Genomic DNA, 19,179 nt, shown 5'->3' on the forward strand with positions numbered 1-19,179 from the left:
TTCGGGCGCGATCACGTTCCGGATCGCGCATTCCCGGCGTCGAGCCTAGCATGCCGGGAATGACGGTGGATTGTCCAATTAGCTGACAAATTGTCCAATCAGCTATTGGCGTTGAGCAGCCGGGCGACGGTGCGGTCGATCTCGTCGTACTGGCCCTCGCCGGCATGCTGGAACACGATCTTGCCGTTCTGGTCGATGATGTATTGCGCCGGCCAATACTGGTTGCCGTAGGCGTTCCAGGTCTGCGAATTGTTGTCCTGCGCCACCGGATAAAGGATGCCGTGCCGCTTCAGCGCCGCCTGCACGTTGGAGGCCGAATGCTCGAACGGAAATTCCGGCGTGTGGACCCCGATCACGACGAGGCCGCGATCCCGATACTTTGAATAAAGTTGGGTGACGTGCGGCAGCGTGTTGACGCAGTTGACGCAGCCATAGGTCCAGAAATCCACCAGCACGACCTTGCCGCGCAAATCGGCGAGCTTCAGCGGCTGCGAATTGAACCAGTTGCTGATGCCGGCGAATTCGGGCGCGGCCTGGCTCTGCGCGGTGGTCATCGCGGTGGCCATTGGAACGGGCACGGCCGGCGCGTTGGACTCGGTGCAGAGGCCGGGGATGACGGCGCCGCCGAGGCCAAGGCCCGCCACCAGAGCGGATACAGCAATCAAGCGCAGGGACATCGATCTCTCCTTATGAGCTCACAGGCCGATCTGGCCGTTGGGATAGAACTGGGTCAGCCACGCCACGATCAGCGTGTCGTATTGCAGGTAGGACAGCGCGGCGAAGGCGATGATCACGACGCCGAAGCCTTGCTGCAGGAGCGGCGCGATCCTCGCCATGCTGCGCACGCGGGTGGTGACGGCCTGCCCGCCATAGGCAATGGCAAGCATCGGGATCGCGGCGCCGATCGCGTAGGTCACGAGCTGCAGGCTCGCCCACGCCGTGTCCTTCGAGGTCGCGACGATGGTCAGGATCGAGCCGAGCACGGGACCGGCGCACGGCGTCCACACCAGGCCGAGCGTAGAGCCGAGCACGAAGCCGCCGAACAGGCTCTGTGACGGAGCCGCCTGGCCGATGCTGCCTGCGGCGCCGCCGAGCCGGATCGACAGCCATTCGAACGGCGCCGGCCAGATCATCAACAGGCCGAAGCCCGCGAGCAGGACGGCCGCGCCGGTCCGCAGCAGGTTCGGGTCGAAATCGAAGGCGCGCGTGATCGCACTCAGCAGCAATGCCACGGCGGAGAATGACATCACGAAGCCGAGCGCGATCATCGCGGGCCGCGCCTTGCCGGTCTGGCCTATCGATACCCCGAGCAGGATCGGCAGCATCGGCAGGGTGCAAGGGGCGGCGACGGTGGCGACACCGGCAAGCAGGGCAAGGGCAAGGCTGAGCATCGTCGTCCGTCCATCAGAAGTCCCGGCGCGCCAGAGGGTCGTGCCGGGTACGCCTGATGTTCTTCGCGAGGACGGCGTGGCCGTTACGGCGGAGCAGTCCCAAGTGCCGTCACGTCCGTGTGAGGCGAGTCGTGTTCGGCTTCACGACCGCGCGCCAAAACAGAGCGACCCGGCTGGGGGGCATCCCGGCCGGGTCGTTGGAGGTTACTTGGGAGGTTAGAACTGGGGAGGTATCGAAGCTTGGGTCAGTGAATTGGGGTTGGGGTTGCGTCGTTGGACATGGGTATAGAGATCGCGTTTTTCCGGGTGATGTCGTCGATTGTTTCAATTGTTTCGTCGCCGGACTTTTTTGGCTTCGTGGACAATTGCCTGGACTGCTTGATCTCCTTCTAAATATCTGAATTTGTTTTAGTTTAGGCCGCGACGCTGTCCACGCCGGCGCCCCTCAGGAGGTCGGCGAGCTGCTTGCGGGCATAGAACATGCGGGTCTTCACCGTGCTCTGCGGGATACCGATGATCTGGCCGGCCTCCTCGACCGACTTCTCATGGTAGTAGACCAGATTAATGATCTCGCGGTGGGCCGGCGACAGCTTGGCAACGCAGGCGCGCAGGATCTCGCTGGTGGTGGCGCGATCGAGCGAGGTTTCCGGCGTGTCGGCGCCGTCGGCGATCTCCAGCACGTCGTCCTGGTCGATGTCCTCATGCCTGCGCTGACGCAGCGCGGTCAGCGCCTTGAAGCGGGCGATCGACAGCAGCCAGGTCGAGACCTGCGAGCGGCCCTCGAACTGGGTCGCGGTACGCCAGACGTCCAGGAACACCTGGCTGACCAGGTCCTCGGCCATCGTGGTGTCGCGCACCATCCGGAGCACGAAGCGGTAAACCCGGACGTTGTGACGGGCATAGAGCGTGTGCATCGAGGTGCGGTCGTTCTTGGCGATATGCGCGAGCAGCGTTTCATCCGAGGTCGCGCGTGCAGCGTCGATATGCTTCTTGGCTGCAGAGTTGATGGCGATGACGTTCGGCATGACAGGCTCCCAGTTCGCCGTTGGGCGGCGGTTCGTTGGGAGAATTGTTAGTTAGCGCCCGTTTCCGGATGTCTGCGCGAAAAGCGGAAAATGGTTTCGTGACCGGGAGAATTGTTTCGTCGCGGCCCCGGCGACGAAACATTCGGGACCGAAAAGCCAGTCATTTCAATGCGCGGAAAATTCGAGCGGCCGGTTCGCCTTCGGTGGAACGAATCCGGCCCATGACTTTTGGCACTATTCGGCCGCCTGTAGCGTGGGCGCTGCCTTTTTCGGGGCAATCCAGAACGCGTCGGGTCGCTCGAACAGGAAATTGGCCCGGGCCGCCAGCGCCAGCCGCCAGATCAGGAGCGCGCCGGCGACGCCGGCCGCGGTGACGATCAGCGCGATCAGGCCGATGTCGTGGATGACATCGAACCGCAGCAGAAGGGTGCGCGTCGCGGCCATCGGCAGGAAGAAGGCGAGGTAGATCACGATCGAGTGCTCGCCGCAGAAGCGCAGGAAGCCGAGCCAGTGCGCACGCGCCAGCAGCGTGCCGGTCACGATGATCGCGCAGGCGCCGGCAAGGCCGAGCGCCAGCGAGACGATCGGCCATTCACTGACATCGAGCGCAACCAGGCTGCCATTGACGAGCGTCCAGAGCCCAAGCCCGAGCAGTGCAAATGCGGGCCGCGCTCGCGCGCGGTCCGACAGCGCGAACACGTAAGCAGCGAGCACATAGCCGGTGAAGAAGTAGACGAAGCGGGCGCAGAACTCGTCGATCACGGTCCAGCCGGTCACGACATGCGCGCTCTCCAGCGCCGCGGCAACGATCCAGATCGCGAGCGGGTGGACATTGCGCGTGAGCTTGGTGACGACGAAGAAGATCGGCAGCAGATAGATGAACCACAGCGTGCCGAACGGCTCGATGAAGGCCTCGAGATATTGCAGCCCGACCGCGGCCCAGCCTGCCTCAGCGGCCAGCGACGGTGCCTTGAAGCCGAACTGGATCGTCACCCACAGCACGTAGAAATAGGCGAAGTGCATCACCTTGCGGTCGAGATAGGTGCGCCAATCGCGATCGATCACGACCGACAGGAACAGCCCCGAGATCAGGAAGAAGTCCGGCATCCGGAACGGTTTTGCGAACATCACGACATAATGCATGAAGCCGGTCTGCTCGGCGGCCTTCTCGACCCCCAGCACCGAATGCATCATCACGACCATGACGATGCAGATGCCCTTGGCATAGTCGACCCAATCGACGCGCGCGGCCGCGTTCCCGGCGGAACGAACTGTCGCAGCCTGTGTGCCGTTTGTGGTCATCCTTGTCCCGTTCCGGCGTGATCGGGCTCATCATCGGCCCGATCGGTTGCTTTCTCCTTTATCCTTACAAATGATGTGCCGCCGAAGGCGGCCCTATCCCCGGTTCCCTGTAACCGGCGAATGGTCTAAGAGGCCCGGAAATCCCAAGCGAATCCTGAGCGAATCCGGGGTTCGTTAACCACAGGACGCGGGTCGGCCGAGCGCCGCCGCCGCGATGAGACTCCTTGCCGCACCAATTCGATAGCCCGCTGCCGATCGACGCCGTGCTGGATGAGCTCGACCGCACGCTCGATCGCCACAATGCCGCCGTGCTGGTCGCGCCGCCGGGCGCCGGCAAGACCACGCGCGTGCCGCTGGCGTTGCTCGATGCGCCCTGGGCCAAGGGCAAGAAGATTATCGTGCTGGAGCCGCGCCGCATCGCCGCGCGCGCCAGCGCCGAGCGGATGGCGAAGACGCTCGGCGAACGTCCTGGGGAGACCGTCGGCTATCGGGTGCGCTTCGGCTCAAAGGTGTCGCGCGCGACGCGGATCGAAGTCGTCACCGAGGGCATCTTCTCGCGCCAGATCCTCGACGATCCCGAGCTCAACGGCGTCGCCGCGGTGCTGTTCGACGAATTCCATGAGCGCTCGCTCGACGCCGACCTCGGGCTGGCGCTGGCGCGCGACGCGCAAACCGGCCTGCGCGAGGACCTGCGCATCCTCGTGATGTCGGCAACGCTCGATGGCGCGCGCGTCGCAAGGCTGCTCGGCGACGCGCCTGTTGTCGCGAGCGAGGGGCGCGCCTTCCCGGTCGAGACCCGTTACGTCGGCCGCAAGGTCGACGCGCCGCTGGAGCGGCAGATGGCGGAGACGATCGCGACCGCGCTGCGCGCGGATGCCGGCTCGGTGCTGGCCTTCCTGCCGGGCGCGGCCGAGATCCGCCGCACCCAGACTTTCCTCGCCGAGCGCGTGCACGACGCCTCGGTCGAGATCGTGCCGCTGTTCGGCGCGCTCGATGCCGCCGTGCAGGATCGCGCCATCGCGCCGACGCCGAAGGGGATCCGCAAGGTGGTGCTGGCGACCTCGATTGCCGAGACCTCGCTGACCATCGAGGGCGTACGCATCGTGGTGGATTCCGGCCTGGCGCGGGTGCCGCGCTACGAGCCTGATATTGCCTTGACCCGGCTCGAGACGGTGCGGGCCTCGCGCGCCGCGGTCGATCAGCGGCGCGGCCGCGCCGGCCGTACCGAGCCCGGCGTCTGCTACCGTCTGTGGGACGAGCCGCAGACCGCGTCGCTTCCGGCCTACACCGCGCCCGAGATCCTCTCCGCCGATCTGTCCTCGCTGGTGCTCGATCTCGCGCAATGGGGCGTCAGCGATCCCGCAAGCCTTGCCTTCCTCGACCCGCCACCGGGACCGGCGCTGAAGGAAGCGAGATCGCTGCTCGGCGAGCTCGGTGCGCTCGACGGTGACGGCCGGATCACCGAGGAGGGCGAGAGCCTGCGCGCGCTGGCGCTGCCGCCGCGGCTGGCGCGCATGATCGTGGATTCCGCGCGGTTTGGCGCCGGCGAGGAGGCGGCCGAGATTGCCGCCGTGCTGAGCGAGCGTGGGCTGGGCGGCGACAGCGTCGATCTCGACCACAGGCTCGACCAGTTCGGCCGCGACCGCTCGCAGCGGGCATCGAGCGCGCGCAGCATGGCCGCGCGCTGGGCTTCGCAGGTGAAGGTGGCGGTGAGCGAGCAGAAGGATCTCTCCACCGGCGTCATGCTGGCCTTCGCGTTTCCGGACCGTGTCGCGAAAAACCGCGGCAATGGCAGCTTCGTGCTGGCCAATGGCCGCGGCGCCGCCGTGGAGCAGACTTCGGCGCTGGCGCGGCTGCCCACTATCACGGTTGCCGAACTGACGGGCACGGCGACGAGCGGCCGCATTCTGCTGGCGGCGCCGATCACCCAGGAGGAGATCGAGCAGCGCTTCGCCGACCAGATCGAGAGCGTGGAAGAGGTGACGTTCGACCGCGGCGCGATGGCGCTGCGCGCGCGCCGCCGGCGTTCGCTGCATGCGATCACGCTGTCGGAAGCGCCGATGTCGCTCAAGCCATCGGCCGAGACCGCGCGCGTGTTCGCCGACGGCCTGATCGCGGCCGGGCTCGATCGGCTGCCGTGGTCGAAGCATTCGAAGCAGTGGCGCGACCGCGTCATGTTCCTGCGCAAAGCCGAGGACGACAGCTGGCCCGATCTGTCGGACACGGCGCTCGCCGCGCGCGCCGACGACTGGCTGGTGCCCGCGCTCTACGACAAGACCGCGTTGAAGGATCTGTCCGCCGGCGACCTGTCTGACGCGCTGATGGCGTTGCTCCCGTGGGACTTGCGGGCGCGGCTTGATCGCGAGGCACCGACGCATTTCGAGGCGCCGACCGGAACGCAGCTTGCGATCGATTACGAGGCCGAGCAGGGCCCGACCATCGCGGTGCGGCTGCAGGAGCTGTTCGGGCTCAACACCCATCCCTCGATCGCCAAGGGCGCGGTGCCGCTGGTGCTGGAACTGCTGTCGCCGGCGCAGCGGCCGGTGCAGGTGACGCGCGATCTGCCGGGTTTTTGGCGCGGCAGTTACGCTGCGGTGCGTTCCGACCTGCGCGGCCGCTATCCGCGCCATCCCTGGCCGGAAGATCCCGCCAGCGCGATGCCGACCAGGCGCGTGAAACCCCGCGGCACTTGATATCAGCGCAAACGCGCAGCGGTTGTCGCGCGCGCAATCCGGTCCCCACTTTTCCCGATCATGCTGACCGGTTGCGCTGGCGAGCGCCGGCAAACGGTGGTTAGATTTGCGCGCCGGGATCACGGGCTCGCAATCTGGGGAGGCCGTCGTGGACTTCAAGAATTTGGAGATCAAGAACGCATCGCCGTCGCTCTATAATGAAGACCTGGCGCCGGCCAGGGAACGCAACTGGGGCGCCTTCAGCATCTTCAACGTCTGGACCTCGGACGTGCATAGCCTATGGGGCTATTATCTCGCCGCCAGCCTGTTCCTGCTCTGCGGCAGCTTCGTCAATTTCATCCTGGCGATCGGCGCCGGCTCGCTGGTGATCTTCGTGCTGATGAGCCTGATCGGCAATGCCGGCGTCAAGACCGGCGTGCCCTATCCGGTGCTGGCGCGAGCCTCGTTCGGAATCTGGGGCGCCAACATTCCGGCGCTGGTGCGCGCCATCGTCGCCTGCTTCTGGTACGGCGCGCAGACCGCGGCGGCCTCGGGCGCGATCGTGGCGCTGCTGACGCGCGTCGACAGCTTCAAGGCGTTCCACCAGTCCACCCATGTGCTCGGCCACTCCGGGCTCGAGGTGATCTGCTTCGTCGTGATCTGGGCGCTGCAGCTCCTGATCATCCAGCGCGGCATGGAGACGGTGCGCCGCTTCCAGGATTGGGCGGGGCCGGCGGTGTGGCTGATGATGCTGATCCTCGCGATCTATCTCTGCATCGCGGCCGGCGGCATCTCGCTCACCGCGCCGATCCCGCAGGATGTGCTGCTGGAGAAGACCAGGGATGCCGGCGTGCCCGGCGAACCCGGCACCTTCCCGGCGCTGTGTGCCGTCGCCGCGACCTGGATCACCTATTTCGCCGCGCTCTATCTCAATTTCTGCGACTTCTCGCGTTACGCGCCGGACGCCAAGGCGCTGCGCAAGGGCAATATCTGGGGCCTGCCGGTCAATCTGATCCTGTTCTCGCTGGTCGCCGGCGTCACCACGATCGCAGCGTTCAACGTCTATCACGAGGTGCTGCTGCATCCCGACCAGATATCGGCGAAGTTCGACAGCTGGTTCCTGGCGCTGCTCGCTGCGGTCACCTTCGCGGTGGCGACGCTCGGCATCAACGTGGTCGCCAATTTCGTCTCGCCGGCGTTCGATTTCTCGAACGTGTTTCCGCGGCATATCGACTTCAAGAAGGGCGGCTACATCGCGGCGCTGATCGCGCTGGCGCTGTATCCGTTCGCGCCCTGGGAGGGCAGCGCCGCCTCGTTCGTCGGGCTGATCGGCGCGACCATGGGGCCGATCTACGGGATCATGATGGTCGACTATTATCTGATCGCCAAAGGTCGGGTGAACATGCCGGCGCTGTATCAGGAGAACGGCGAATATCGCTTCCAGAACGGCTGGAACGTCAGCGCCCTGATCGCAGCCGCGATCGGCGCGCTGTTCTCGTCGGTGCTGCCGAACTTCACCTCGATCCTGCCGTCGTGGTGGGCGGTCTATGGCTGGTTCTTCGGCGTCGGGATCGCGGGCGCGGTGTATTACGCGCTGCGGGTTGCGATGCCGAGCCCGGTCGCCAAGACGGCCTGAAAGACGGCCTGAGGGGCGGCAAATCCCGTCCGGGCGAGGCGGCCGATGATATTCGGCCGCCTGAGCGGGCCCGCATTAACTGTTCGCTCATCCTTTTCGCCAAAATGGCAGGCGCGCCCGCCCGCCCTCGCTCGCGGCGGGGCGGCGAGCGTGGTGAAATTGCGTGTTCGGTTTTCCGAGTATGGTGTCATGCGTAACCTGATGATTTTCGCGGCCATCCTGATCGGGCTGGGCACCTTCATGGCCCAGATGGCCAGCAAGATGTCGCCCGCCGCCGCGACCACCGCAAAGCAGACCATGGCCCCCGCCGTCACGGTGGCGCAGGCCAGCGCCCGCACGCTCAGCATTGCGCCCGATCCGCGCGGCCACTTCGCGACCGACGGCCGGATCGATGGCCAGCGCATCAACTTCATGGTCGACACCGGCGCCTCCGTGGTGGCCCTGAACGAGACCTCCGCCGCGCGCTTCGGCCTGCGCCCGGTGCCGGGCGATTACACCTCGCGTGTCACCACCGCCAATGGCACCATCAAGGCGGCCCGGGCGCACCTCGCCATGATCGAGATCGGCGGCCTCACCGTGCGCGACGTCGATGCGCTGGTGCTGCCGGACGAGGCGCTGTCGGAAAACCTGCTCGGCCTGTCCTTTCTCTCCAAGCTGAAACGCTTTGAATACGCCAACGGCCGGCTGGTGCTGGAGCAGTAGGGCCGATTGGCATCAGAGCCTTATCCAAGTCTTCCGCTATCCAAGTCTTCCGCTGGATGTCTTTCTCCGCGATGCGAATCGTCTCCTCAGAACGGCAGAAAATTCCGCTGAAACTGAGGAGGGTGGACATCCAAGGAGCCTCGAGGGAGTTCAGAGCGCTGCTTGTTCACATTTTGGGAATGAGAGGGCATCGAGTCGATCTTCGCGACGGCGCGGCATTTGCGCCAGACGTTCGCGGACAACATCAGACCTGAAGCGCTTTCGCAGGGTGTCGAGTCGATCTCCCGGCGTGCTCACCGCAAATCCCGACTGCACTCTCTAATATAGTCGGGCGGATCGTCGAGATTCGGGCAGCGCACGACCTGAGAGCAAAAGACTTCGTCACCGTGTTTGAATATCGAGACTTTTAAACTCTCGTCTCTCTCCGTCGGTTTCCCAATAATAGCTATGCCTAGACCGCGATCGTCACCTGATAGCGACACCTCATCTACGCCAAAAGCAAAAACTGATAGACACTCTTTCGGCACATCGGTCCATTGCCCATTGTGTTCAATGCGCATCGACCGTTCCAGGCCTACCCCAAATCCTTTTTCTTCCGGGTTTCGGTCGCAAACTGCGTTGATGGTGCGAAGTTCGATCTTCGCAAGATTCCCGCCTTGTTGATTTTTGAAAGTCAATGTCACGACATCCGGCTTACACCAGGGGACAGAGTTTGCTTTGCATACCGTTGAACCGGAGAGCAGAAGGCATAAGGCTCCAGCGAGCGCGAACATTTTCATCGAGGTGCCTCAATATTTGTAGCGATTCCAATCAGGCATCCTCGCCCCCGTCGGCTTGCCGTTATGCCAATACAATCTGCTCCCATACCGAGATCCAACCCACGCTTGGTAACCTGGAGTTTTCTGAGAATAAGCCTCCGCATTTCTTAGGTCTCCATCACTTTCGAACTGATCTTTCCAGTGCATGTGCCCACGTACGACCGCACCGTTGTCGCCAAGCCCCACACCACCGGCTAGCGCTCCGTCTTGGAACCCGCGCACTATTTGATCGTAGTAATATAGTCCGCCACGCTTATGAATTTCCACGCCCAACTCCGGGATAAAGCCCCCACTCTTGGTCTCTTCCGGGTAATGTTGGGTACCAAGGTCTATCATTTCCTTGCGGGCAGCGTCCCATGCGCGTTCCGCGCTCTCGAAACCGATCCCCGCATTGCGGCTCGGATAGTCACCACCTTCGTCGCCGCCGAAACGCTTGATGCCGACGATGCCACCCGATCCGCTGGGGCTGTTGCCAGTCGCCGGCCCATTGACGCCGGGCTGACCGGCTCCTGTCGCGGGCTGTTGCGGCAGGGTTTGCGGCTGTGGCTGCGCTGGTTGAGTCGGTGTCTGCGGCTGTTGAATCTGTGCCAGTTGAGCAGAGCTATCCGCGGCGAACGGATCGTGGTCAACGGGAACGAGCGAGTAGTCATCGAAATCCGGCTGATGGTCCACCGGCACCAGAGAGTAATTGGGCATTGATCATCACCTGTAGATATTGCGCACGCCTTCGGGCGCGTGCGTGCGTGACCGCACCTCGCGGAGAAGGCTGGGTTGGCTTTATGTGTTGAAGGCAAGTGCTTGAGTGATGGCTTGCGCGAGGGCGCGGAAGTGTCGCTTCCGGCTCGGCTTGCCATCGTGCTCGCCGGGCGCCCGCCTGTCGGCGGGGCGGCCCTGGCTGTCAGCCAGTTCGGTTCGCTGCGGTGGCCAATTGCGGCGCGCTCGGCAGTGGATTGGCCGACAGCGGCCTGTCCGATTCAAAAAGCCCGCAGCGGATTTTCCGGTGCGGGCTCAATTGTTGCGACGATAAAAATGTACCGGTGAGTTGCCCGACGTGTCAACTATTCGACGCACAGATTGCAAAGCGCCGGGCGCGGCTGAAATCACAACCGCACGGCAATGCCTGTCCTTGCCTGGCGCCACCCCTGCAGAAACCATGCTGGGTCGGAGCGATGAGCGGTCAAGCAACTCGTCGGGCGCAACAGCGCGGCGTGTTGCGCCGCCGCGCAAGGATGGGTGGATGACGACGGTATTTCGCCGACGCCAAATCTGCCTTAATTATTGGCCACAAGCCGTCAATCCTGCCTTCCGCTGCGGCGATGCATTCGCTAAAGCCAGCGGCATAGTCCCTCCGCATTTCCACGAGGCCATTCCTGATGTTTCCCAAGCCGAAACCCGCACTGATTCCGAATACCTACGCGTTCGAATCCGAGCCGATGGTGAAGCCGACCGGGTTTCGCGAATACGACGCGCGCTGGCTGTTCAACAAGGAAATCAATCTGATGGGCGTGCAGGCGCTGGGCATGGGGCTCGGCGCGCTGATCGCCGAGCTCGGCGTCAAGCAGGAGATCGTCACCGGGCACGATTTCCGCGGCTATTCAGCGTCGATCAAATACGCGCTGATCTCCGGCCTGATGGCGGCGGGCTGCAAGGTGCACGACATCGGGCTCGCGGTCACGCCGATGGCCTATTTCGCGCAGTTCGATCTCGATGTGCCCTGCGTCGCGATGGTCACCGCCTCGCACAACGACAATGGCTGGACCGGCGTCAAGATGGGTGCCAACCGTCCGCTCACCTTCGGCCCCGACGAGATGACGCGGCTGAAGCAGATCGTGCTCAGCGCCGACTTCAACAACAAGGCCGGCGGCTCCTATCAATTCCATGAAAACTATCCGGCGCGCTACATCGCCGACCTCACCAGCCGGCCGAAGCTGAAGCGCAAGCTGAAGGTGGTGGCGGCCTGCGGCAACGGCACCGCGGGCGCGTTCGCGCCGCAGGTGCTGGAAGCGATCGGCTGCGAAGTGATCCCGCTCGACACCGAGCTCGATCACACCTTCCCGAAATACAATCCGAATCCGGAAGACATGGAGATGCTGCACGCGATCCGCGATGCGGTGCTGGCGCACAAGGCCGATGTCGGCCTCGGCTTCGATGGCGATGGCGACCGCTGCGGCGTGGTCGACAACACCGGCGAGGAGATCTTTGCCGACAAGGTCGGCGTCATGCTGGCGCGCGACATGTCGGCGATCAACGCTAACGCGCAGTTCGTCGTCGACGTGAAGTCGACCGGGCTGTTCGTGACCGATCCCGTCTTGCAGAAGCAGGGTGCCAACACCGTCTACTGGAAGACCGGGCATTCCTACATGAAGCGCCGCACCAACGAGCTCGGCGCGCTCGCCGGCTTCGAGAAGTCCGGCCACTTCTTCTTCAACAAGCCGTTCGGCCGCGGCTATGACGACGGCCTGGTGTCGGCGATCGCGATCTGCGAGATGCTCGACCGCGCCCCCGGCAAGTCGATGGCCGACCTGAAGGACGCGCTGCCGAAGACCTGGTCGTCGCCGACCATGTCGCCGCATTGCGCCGACGAGGCGAAATACGGCGTGGTCGACGCGGTCGTGAAGCACTTCGAGACGTTGCAGCAGCAGGGTGCGCAGGTCGCGGGCCAGAACATCCGTGATCTCGTCACCGTCAACGGCGTGCGCGTCACGGTCGCGGACGGCAGCTGGGGCCTGGTGCGCGCGTCCTCGAACAAGCCGGAGCTCGTGGTCGTGGTGGAAAGCCCGGTCAGCGAGCAGCGCATGCGCGACATGTTCGAGGCGATGGATTCGGTGTTGCGCACCCACCCCGAGGTCGGCGCGTACAATCAGAAGATTTGAGGCGGCCGCTTACGCCGCGGGCACCGGCAGCGCGGTCACCGACTTGATCTTCTCCATCGCGAAGCGCGAGGTGACGTTCTTCAGCGGCACGGCCGAGATCAGCTTCTTGTAGAACACGTCGTAGGCCTGCATGTCGGCGACCACGACGCGCAGCATGTAGTCGACGTCGCCGGCCATCCGGTAGAACTCCATCACCTCGGGCATGGCGCTGACGGCGTCGGCGAATTTGCGCAGCCAGGCTTCCGAATGGTCGGCGCTCTCGACCGAGACGAATACCGAGATCCCGAGCCCGATCTTGTTCTGATCGACCAGCGCCACGCGGCGCAGGATGACGCCGTCGGCCTCCAGCCGCTGGATGCGCTTCCAGCACGGCGTCGACGACAGCCCGACCCGGTCGCCGATTTCGGCGACGGAGAGCGAGGCGTCCTCCTGCAGCACGGTCAGGATCTTGCGATCGATCGCGTCGAGGCGACGGTTGTTGTCATGAAGCTGAATGGCGGCATCGGTCATAGAAGAAAGTTCCACATGAAGGTTCAAACTCCCTCATATAGAGAAAAATCTTCCAAATCAAGCGGGCTGTGCCCGGTCAGGCCGGCCGAGCGTCGGCGTGTTCGCCCAAAAATGCTTCAACTTCAGTACGTTGCGGTGCGGCATAAGCGCCCCCGAAGCGGGTGCATTTCAGCGCTGCGGCGGCCGAGGCAAAGCGGAGCGCCTGCCGCAACTCCTGCTTCTCGGTAATGGCGAGGGCAAACGCCCCGTGGAAGACGTCGCCGGCGCCCAGCGTGTCGACGGTATGGACCGGGAAGGCCGGCGTCTCCTCGAGCCCGCCCTTCTCGTTGAGCCAGATCGTGCCCTGAGGGCCGCGGGTGCCGGCCAGGAAGGAGGGGGTGAGCTTGGCGAGCTTTTGCAGCGCCTGGCCGTCGTCGGTGACGTCGGCGGTCTGCTGCAGCGGCTCGCTGGAAAATACCAGATGGGAGGAGGCGGTGAGCAGCCCTTCCCGCATCGACATCGCGCGGTCGACGTCGACCACCACGGGAATGCCGCGCTTGACCGCCTCGGCGCAAAGCTCGGTGCAGAACGGCGCGCAGCGGCTCTCGGTCAGGATCGCCGCGCAATCCTCCAGCAGCAGCTCGGTCGGCGGCAGCTTGACCTTCCAGAGCTCCGGATCGCGGAAGGTGACGATGGTGCGCTCGCCGGTGTCGTCGATCATGATCGCCGAGATCGGGGTGACCAGGTCCGGCATATGGATGAGATGGTTGGTCTCGATGCCTTCCTGGGCGAGCTTGTCAAAAATGTAGCGGCTCGAGGTCTCCCGCGAATCGCCCATCGGCCCGCAGATCGAGGCGCGGCCGCCCAGCCGGACGATGCCGATGGCGGCGTTCAGCGCGTTGCCGCCGCAGATCTCGTCGAAATGGGTGGCGTTCTCCTTGGAGCCGCGCGCGGGTACGTTGACGCGGAAGGTCAGGTCGCGCACCGGCAGGCCGATGCAGAGGATGCGGGGCGGGACTTTCGTGGCGCCATTCTGAAAATTCATGCAGGGGTCCGTCGCAATGGTTCCGTCAACTCAACCTGTCCGGATGTAATCGGCAGAACGATGTCCGGTTCCCGCTACTGGTCCAACGGATTTCGGTGGTGCACCCAGCGGCCGAGCAAATGATGGGCAATCGCGAACGGATGCGGGCCGGCCAGGCCGTCGGGATGCTGGCGCTTGAGCATCAGCGTCGCCTCCGCATGGTCGAACCAGCGTGCGTCCTCCAGCTCGGTGCGGTCGACCACGATGTCCTCGTTGGTCGCACGCGCAGTGCAGCCGATCATCAGAGATGACGGATAGGGCCAGGGCTGCGTCATGTAATAATTGACGTCGGTGCAGCGGATGCCGGCCTCCTCGAAAATCTCGCGCCTGACCGCGTCCTCGATGGTCTCGGCGGCTTCGACGAAGCCAGCGAGGCAGGAATACATCCCCGGCATGAACTGCTTCTGCCGGCCGAGCAGCACCTTGTCGCCCGACGTGACCAGCATGATCACGACCGGATCGGTGCGCGGAAAGTGCTCGGCCTTGCAGCTCGGGCATTCGCGCTTCCAGCCGCCGTCCTTCATCGCCGTGCGGGTGCCGCAGTTCGGACAGAAGCCGTGGCGTTGGTGCCAGGTCACCATCGATTTCGCCATCGCGATGGCGGAGAGTTGCTCCGGCGGCACCACGCCCTGCATCGCCATGCCACGCAATTCGGTGATCGCGACGTCGGCGCGCCCCACCAGCTTCTCGGCCGCCTGCGGCGCGATCCCCATGCCGAAGATCGGCGCGGCATCGCGCAGTCCGAGGAAAATCGTGCCGGGATTGGCGCCAAAGCTGCGGGCCTCCTCCAGCGAAAGCAGGGCGCGGGCCCCGCCTTCCTCCTGCTTCACGACCAGCGAGTCGCGATAGATCACATAGGCTCGGGCATCGCGGTGGCCTTCCAGCGCGAACAGCTTCTCATCATTGCTGCGCAGATGCGCGGCGCGGTCCAGCACATGGGTGACGAAGGCCGGCTGGCCGAGCGGAAAAGAATCGGATGCAGACATCGAAAATCAACCCAACCAGATCTTGCGGCGAAGCGCGTTGATGAAATTCTGCACTTCCTCGGGGTCATGCGCCAGCGGCGGCATTACGCCCCAAACGGGACGCGGCCATGCAGCGTCGCTGGTGCGGCGCGCGATGACGTGGACGTGGAGCTGCGGGACGAGGTTGCCGAGCGCGGCGACATTCAGCTTGTCGCACTTGGTGATCTCCTTGAGGGCCCGCGAGACGCGGGTGATCTCCGTCATCAACTGCGCCTGCTCGACCTCGTCGAGGTCGATGATCTCGACCGCGCCCTCGCGCCGCGGCACCAGCAGCAGCCAGGGATAATGCGCATCCTTGATGACGAGCACCTTGCACAGCGGCAGGTCGCCGATGTCGATGGTGTCTTTCTTGAGCTGCGAATGCAGCGACCAATTGGAGGCGGGCATGAGGCGCAAGTAATGCCTTTCCGTGTTCCCAGACAAGCCCCACAAAGCCCGGTCAGGCCGCTTGCTTTCCGGCGATTTTGGCCCCAAATAGGGATCGGGAGATTGGCGGTGGACGAGCCACTCGCCAACCGGGTCAGGTCCGGAAGGAAGCAGCCCTAACGAGGTCCGGATCGGGTCGCTCGTCAGTCTCCTACCTGTTTTTCCGAGCGAATCGCGCTGGAACGGCGGTCTCCGCGCCTGGCGCTCGATTTCGGCTCCTATCCGCACGCCGGTTGAAGAGACAATTCCCTAGTTGCGGATCGATGCATGAATGACGCTGGCGACCCCTCCAAACCGTCCGACGGCGCAGGCCAGAGCGGCTTTGATTTGGGCGGCGCGCCGGAGGCGGCAAAGCCGTACCGCGTTCTCGCCCGCAAATACCGCCCCTCCAGTTTCGAGGATCTGATCGGCCAGGAGGCCATGGTCCGCACCGTCTCGAACGCGTTCGAGACCGGGCGGATTCCGCAGGCCTGGATCCTGACCGGCGTCCGCGGGGTCGGCAAGACCACCACCGCGCGCATCCTCGCCCGTGCCTTGAACTACGCGAAGCCGGCCGGCTCGGTGAAGGGGCCGACCATCCACATGCCCGACCTCGGCGTGCACTGCCAGGCGATCATGGAAAGCCGGCACATGGACGTGCTGGAGATGGACGCGGCCTCGCACACCGGCGTCGACGATGTCCGCCAGATCAATGACAGCGTGCGCTATGCGCCGGCCAGCGCGCGCTACAAGGTCTACATCATCGACGAAGTCCACATGCTGTCGACGGCGGCCTTCAACGCCTTCCTGAAGACGCTGGAGGAGCCGCCGGAGCACGCCAAGTTCGTGTTCGCCACCACTGAAATCCGCAAGGTTCCGATCACGGTGCTCTCGCGCTGCCAGCGCTTCGACCTGCGCCGGGTCGAGGCCGACGTGCTGATGAAGCATCTCGGCAACATCGCGGCCAAGGAAGGCGTCGAGGTCGAGCCCGAGGCGCTCGGCATCATCGCGCGCGCGGCCGAGGGATCGGTGCGCGATTCGCTGTCGCTGTTCGACCAGGCGATCGCGCATGCCGCGGGCAATGTGAAGGCCGACGCGGTCAGGCAGATGCTCGGCCTCGCCGACCGTACCCGCGTCATCGATCTGTTCGATTCGCTGGCGCGCGGCGATCTCGCCTCAGCCTTCGCCGAATTCCGCGCGCAGTATGATGTCGGCGCTGATCCCGTCGTGGTGCTGTCCGATCTTGCCGAGTTCGTCAATTTCGTCACGCGCGTCAAGGTCGTGCCGTCGACGGCCGACAATGTCGCGTTCGGCGAGACCGAGCGGGTGCGGGCGCGTGAATTCGCCGCCAAGCTGTCGATGCGGGTGCTGTCGCGGATGTGGCAGATGCTGCTCAAGGGCATCGCCGAGGTGCAGACCGCGACGCGCCCGGCGGCCGCCGCCGAGATGGTGCTGGTGCGGATCGCCTATGTCGCCGACCTGCCGACGCCGGATGAGGCGATCCGGATGATCGAGCAGAATGGCGGCGGCGCGGCTCCCGCGACGTCAGGTTCTACCGCCTCGTCACAGCCACGTGGCGCGCCGGCCTCGACGATGTCGGCCATGCCGTCGGCGCCGATGCGCGCGCCGCAGGCCTCGTCGCGCGCCGATCTCGCCGCGCGTCCGCAGATGGCGGCGCCGGCTGCCGATGCCGCGCCGGCGCTGCGGATATCAAGCTTTCCGCAATTGATCGCGCTCGCCGGCGAGAAGCGCGATATCATGACCAAGAGCGCGCTGGAGGCCGATGTGCGGCTGGTGCGCATCGAGGACGGCCAGCTCGAGATCGCGCTCGAGCCGAAGGCGCAGCGCGCGCTCGTCACCGATCTGTCGCGCAAGCTCGAACTATGGACCGGTCGGCGCTGGACCGTGATCATCTCCAATGCGGCCGGCCAGCCCACGGTGCGTTCGCAGAACGAATTGGCGCGCAGCGAGCATCAGCGTGCTGCCGAGGCCGATCCGCGCGTGCAGGAGGTGCTGGCGCGCTTTCCCGGCACCAAGGTGGTCGAGGTCCGCCGCCTAGCCGCCGAGGTTCCGGTGGCGGATGCGACCGGCGAAGACCCGATTGAAACTTCCGACAGCGACGACGATTGATCTGGCGATAGGAACGCACCCATGGCTGATTTTCTCGGCATGATGAAACAGGCAGCGCAGCTGCAATCCAAGATGCAGGCGATGCAGGAAGAACTCGGCAATGTCGAGGTCGAGGGCATCTCCGGCGGCGGCCTGGTCGCCGTGCGCATGACCGCGAAGATGGAAGTGAAGGGCATCAAGATCGATCCGTCGCTGATGAAGCCGGAGGAGCGCGAGGTGCTCGAGGATCTGCTCGTCACCGCGCATGGCGATGCGCGCCGCAAGGCCGAGACCGCGATGCAGGAGAAGATGATGGCGCTGACCGGCGGGCTCGGCCTGCCGCCGGGATTTGGTCCGACCTAAATGGCTGCGAGCGTTGCCGGCCCCGAGATTGAACGCCTGATCCAGTTGCTGGCGCGGCTGCCCGGGCTCGGGCCCCGTTCGGCGCGGCGCGCGGCGCTGCATCTGATCAAGAAGCGCGAGGCCCTGATGACGCCGCTGACCGCGGCGCTGCAGGTCGCGATCGACAAGATCCAGGTCTGCAAGACCTGCGGAAACATCGATACACAGAACCCCTGCACGGTCTGCACCGATCCGCGCCGCGATCCCTCGATCATCGTCGTGGTCGCCGATGTCGCCGATCTCTGGGCGCTGGAACGCGCCAATGCGACCAATGGACGCTATCACGTGCTCGGCGCAACGCTGTCGCCGCTCGACGGTGTCGGTCCGCAGGATCTCACCATCGATCAGCTGGTGGCACGCGCGCATGCGCCCGAGGTCAGCGAGATCATTCTGGCGCTCAATGCCACCGTCGATGGCCAGACCACCGCGCATTACATCACCGACCTCCTGTCGGAGGCCAATGTGCGGGTGACGCGTCTGGCGCATGGCGTGCCGGTCGGCGGAGAGCTTGATTACCTCGATGAAGGTACGCTATCGGCTGCGATGCGGCAGCGGACGCTGTTCTAGAAAGCGATCCGGGAGCCGGACGCAACGGTGTTCGTCAGGCGATCCTTCATAAGTCGAAAAGATCGCACTGAAACAAAACGATAGGGTGGATGACGATTCGGGGACGGTCATTCACGCTCTGACGAATCAAGTACGGAACCACTGCAAATGACGACACACCGATTCGGCGTACGCCTGGGCTTTGCGTTTCTGGCGGCTACCTTCGCCGCGCCCTGCGCGCTCGCGCAGCAGAGCGACGCGCCGCAGAAGCCAGGCAAGATGATCCGGGCCGGCGACGTGCTGTCTGGGGAACTCGGCGTCATGAAGGTGCGCGACACCAAGAATCGCGGCAAGCGCGTCGCGACCTACCAGATCACCAGCGAGCCGCGCCGCCTGCCGCCGCCGAACGGTCTCTGCAACCTCGAAACCGGGCCGGAAACGTTTCAGCTGATTCCGACCAACAACGCCCAGGCCGCGCAGCTCAAGAGCCTCTCCGGCAAGGCCATCTCGGTGAAGGTCGACGAGATCGCCTGTGCCAAGGACGCCGGCGAGATGAGCGAAGCCATCGTCACCAAGTGGAGCGTGGTGGCGAAGTAAGCTGTCATCGCCCGGCTTGCCGCCTTGGCTGAAGCTTCGGCGCGCCAATGATCGCGGCCTCGTCGAAGCCTTGGCGTAGACGGGACCGGGCGATCCAGTACGC

At 64.7% G+C, this 19,179-nt stretch carries 19 protein-coding genes and 1 other RNA gene; 10 read left to right on the top strand and 10 right to left on the bottom strand.

The features are described 5' to 3' along the window. Positions 1-98 precede the first annotated feature (98 nt). The 4 genes from HAP47_RS03925 to HAP47_RS03940 all read right to left on the bottom strand — a co-directional run bounded on the left by HAP47_RS03925 (position 99) and on the right by HAP47_RS03940 (position 3,718). Entirely contained in the window at positions 99-677 is a 579-nt protein-coding gene (locus tag HAP47_RS03925) for a thioredoxin family protein (RefSeq protein WP_173639353.1), read from the bottom strand. A gap of 18 nt (positions 678-695) precedes the next feature. Further along, positions 696-1,391: a cytochrome c biogenesis CcdA family protein gene (locus HAP47_RS03930; RefSeq protein ID WP_173639352.1), complete on the bottom strand. Its 696-nt coding sequence runs from the start codon at positions 1,389-1,391 to the stop codon at positions 696-698. Positions 1,392-1,804: 413 nt separating this feature from the next. Next, positions 1,805-2,416, bottom strand: coding sequence for a sigma-70 family RNA polymerase sigma factor (locus tag HAP47_RS03935; RefSeq protein WP_173639351.1), 612 nt, complete (start codon positions 2,414-2,416; stop codon positions 1,805-1,807). Positions 2,417-2,650: 234 nt separating this feature from the next. Next, complete coding sequence (locus HAP47_RS03940) at positions 2,651-3,718, bottom strand: acyltransferase family protein (protein ID WP_173639350.1); 1,068 nt, start codon at positions 3,716-3,718, stop codon at positions 2,651-2,653. 224 nt (positions 3,719-3,942) lie between these two features. On the opposite strand from HAP47_RS03940, the gene hrpB reads away from it, so the two are divergent. From hrpB to HAP47_RS03955, 3 genes are all read left to right on the top strand, one after another. Continuing rightward, positions 3,943-6,411 carry an ATP-dependent helicase HrpB gene (gene hrpB, locus HAP47_RS03945; RefSeq protein ID WP_173639349.1) on the top strand — a complete coding sequence of 823 codons (2,469 nt, stop codon included), beginning with the start codon at positions 3,943-3,945 and terminating at the stop codon, positions 6,409-6,411. A 163-nt stretch (positions 6,412-6,574) separates the two neighbouring features. Then, positions 6,575-8,026, top strand: coding sequence for an NCS1 family nucleobase:cation symporter-1 (locus tag HAP47_RS03950; RefSeq protein ID WP_173640676.1), 1,452 nt, complete (start codon positions 6,575-6,577; stop codon positions 8,024-8,026). Positions 8,027-8,227: 201 nt separating this feature from the next. Further along, the gene (locus HAP47_RS03955) at positions 8,228-8,728 is read left to right on the top strand and encodes a TIGR02281 family clan AA aspartic protease (RefSeq protein WP_173640675.1); all 501 of its coding nucleotides are present in this window, start codon (positions 8,228-8,230) and stop codon (positions 8,726-8,728) included. A 293-nt stretch (positions 8,729-9,021) separates the two neighbouring features. On the opposite strand, the gene HAP47_RS03960 is transcribed toward HAP47_RS03955, so the two are convergent. Next, positions 9,022-9,507, bottom strand: a complete 486-nt coding sequence (locus HAP47_RS03960) for a hypothetical protein (RefSeq protein ID WP_173639348.1) — start codon at positions 9,505-9,507, stop codon at positions 9,022-9,024. Positions 9,508-9,516: 9 nt separating this feature from the next. Next, on the bottom strand, positions 9,517-10,242 hold the full coding sequence (locus HAP47_RS03965) for a hypothetical protein (RefSeq protein ID WP_173639347.1): 726 nt from the start codon (positions 10,240-10,242) through the stop codon (positions 9,517-9,519). A gap of 102 nt (positions 10,243-10,344) precedes the next feature. Here HAP47_RS03965 and HAP47_RS03970 point away from each other — a divergent pair, with 102 nt between their 5' ends. Both HAP47_RS03970 and HAP47_RS03975 read left to right on the top strand, forming a co-directional pair. Further along, a complete protein-coding gene (locus HAP47_RS03970) occupies positions 10,345-10,587 on the top strand; it encodes a hypothetical protein (RefSeq protein ID WP_173639346.1) in 243 nt (80 codons plus the stop codon). A 332-nt stretch (positions 10,588-10,919) separates the two neighbouring features. Then, the gene (locus HAP47_RS03975) at positions 10,920-12,419 is read left to right on the top strand and encodes a phosphomannomutase/phosphoglucomutase (protein ID WP_173639345.1); all 1,500 of its coding nucleotides are present in this window, start codon (positions 10,920-10,922) and stop codon (positions 12,417-12,419) included. 9 nt (positions 12,420-12,428) lie between these two features. Here HAP47_RS03975 and HAP47_RS03980 read toward each other — a convergent pair whose 3' ends face one another. From HAP47_RS03980 to HAP47_RS03995, 4 genes are all read right to left on the bottom strand, one after another. Beyond that, positions 12,429-12,929, bottom strand: coding sequence for an Lrp/AsnC family transcriptional regulator (locus HAP47_RS03980; protein ID WP_173639344.1), 501 nt, complete (start codon positions 12,927-12,929; stop codon positions 12,429-12,431). A 76-nt stretch (positions 12,930-13,005) separates the two neighbouring features. Next, complete coding sequence (locus tag HAP47_RS03985; RefSeq protein WP_173639343.1) at positions 13,006-13,953, bottom strand: sugar kinase; 948 nt, start codon at positions 13,951-13,953, stop codon at positions 13,006-13,008. A gap of 74 nt (positions 13,954-14,027) precedes the next feature. Further along, positions 14,028-14,978, bottom strand: a complete 951-nt coding sequence (nudC, locus tag HAP47_RS03990) for an NAD(+) diphosphatase (RefSeq protein WP_173639342.1) — start codon at positions 14,976-14,978, stop codon at positions 14,028-14,030. A gap of 6 nt (positions 14,979-14,984) precedes the next feature. Next, the gene (locus tag HAP47_RS03995; RefSeq protein WP_173640674.1) at positions 14,985-15,404 is read right to left on the bottom strand and encodes an HIT domain-containing protein; all 420 of its coding nucleotides are present in this window, start codon (positions 15,402-15,404) and stop codon (positions 14,985-14,987) included. Between the two features lie 97 nt (positions 15,405-15,501). On the opposite strand from HAP47_RS03995, the gene ffs reads away from it, so the two are divergent. The 5 genes from ffs to HAP47_RS04020 all read left to right on the top strand — a co-directional run bounded on the left by ffs (position 15,502) and on the right by HAP47_RS04020 (position 19,076). Further along, positions 15,502-15,598, top strand: an RNA gene (gene ffs, locus HAP47_RS04000) — signal recognition particle sRNA small type. A 112-nt stretch (positions 15,599-15,710) separates the two neighbouring features. Next, a complete protein-coding gene (locus HAP47_RS04005) occupies positions 15,711-17,552 on the top strand; it encodes a DNA polymerase III subunit gamma/tau (RefSeq protein WP_173639341.1) in 1,842 nt (613 codons plus the stop codon). 21 nt (positions 17,553-17,573) lie between these two features. After that, positions 17,574-17,894 (top strand): YbaB/EbfC family nucleoid-associated protein, encoded by a 321-nt coding sequence (locus HAP47_RS04010; protein ID WP_092122614.1) that lies wholly within the window; start codon positions 17,574-17,576, stop codon positions 17,892-17,894. Continuing rightward, positions 17,895-18,500: a recombination mediator RecR gene (recR, locus tag HAP47_RS04015; protein ID WP_028335942.1), complete on the top strand. Its 606-nt coding sequence runs from the start codon at positions 17,895-17,897 to the stop codon at positions 18,498-18,500. It begins immediately after the preceding gene. A 147-nt stretch (positions 18,501-18,647) separates the two neighbouring features. After that, positions 18,648-19,076: a hypothetical protein gene (locus HAP47_RS04020; protein ID WP_173639340.1), complete on the top strand. Its 429-nt coding sequence runs from the start codon at positions 18,648-18,650 to the stop codon at positions 19,074-19,076. Positions 19,077-19,179 lie beyond the last annotated feature (103 nt).

The organism is Bradyrhizobium sp. 41S5 (genome assembly GCF_011516665.3).
Lineage (GTDB): Bacteria > Pseudomonadota > Alphaproteobacteria > Rhizobiales > Xanthobacteraceae > Bradyrhizobium > Bradyrhizobium quebecense.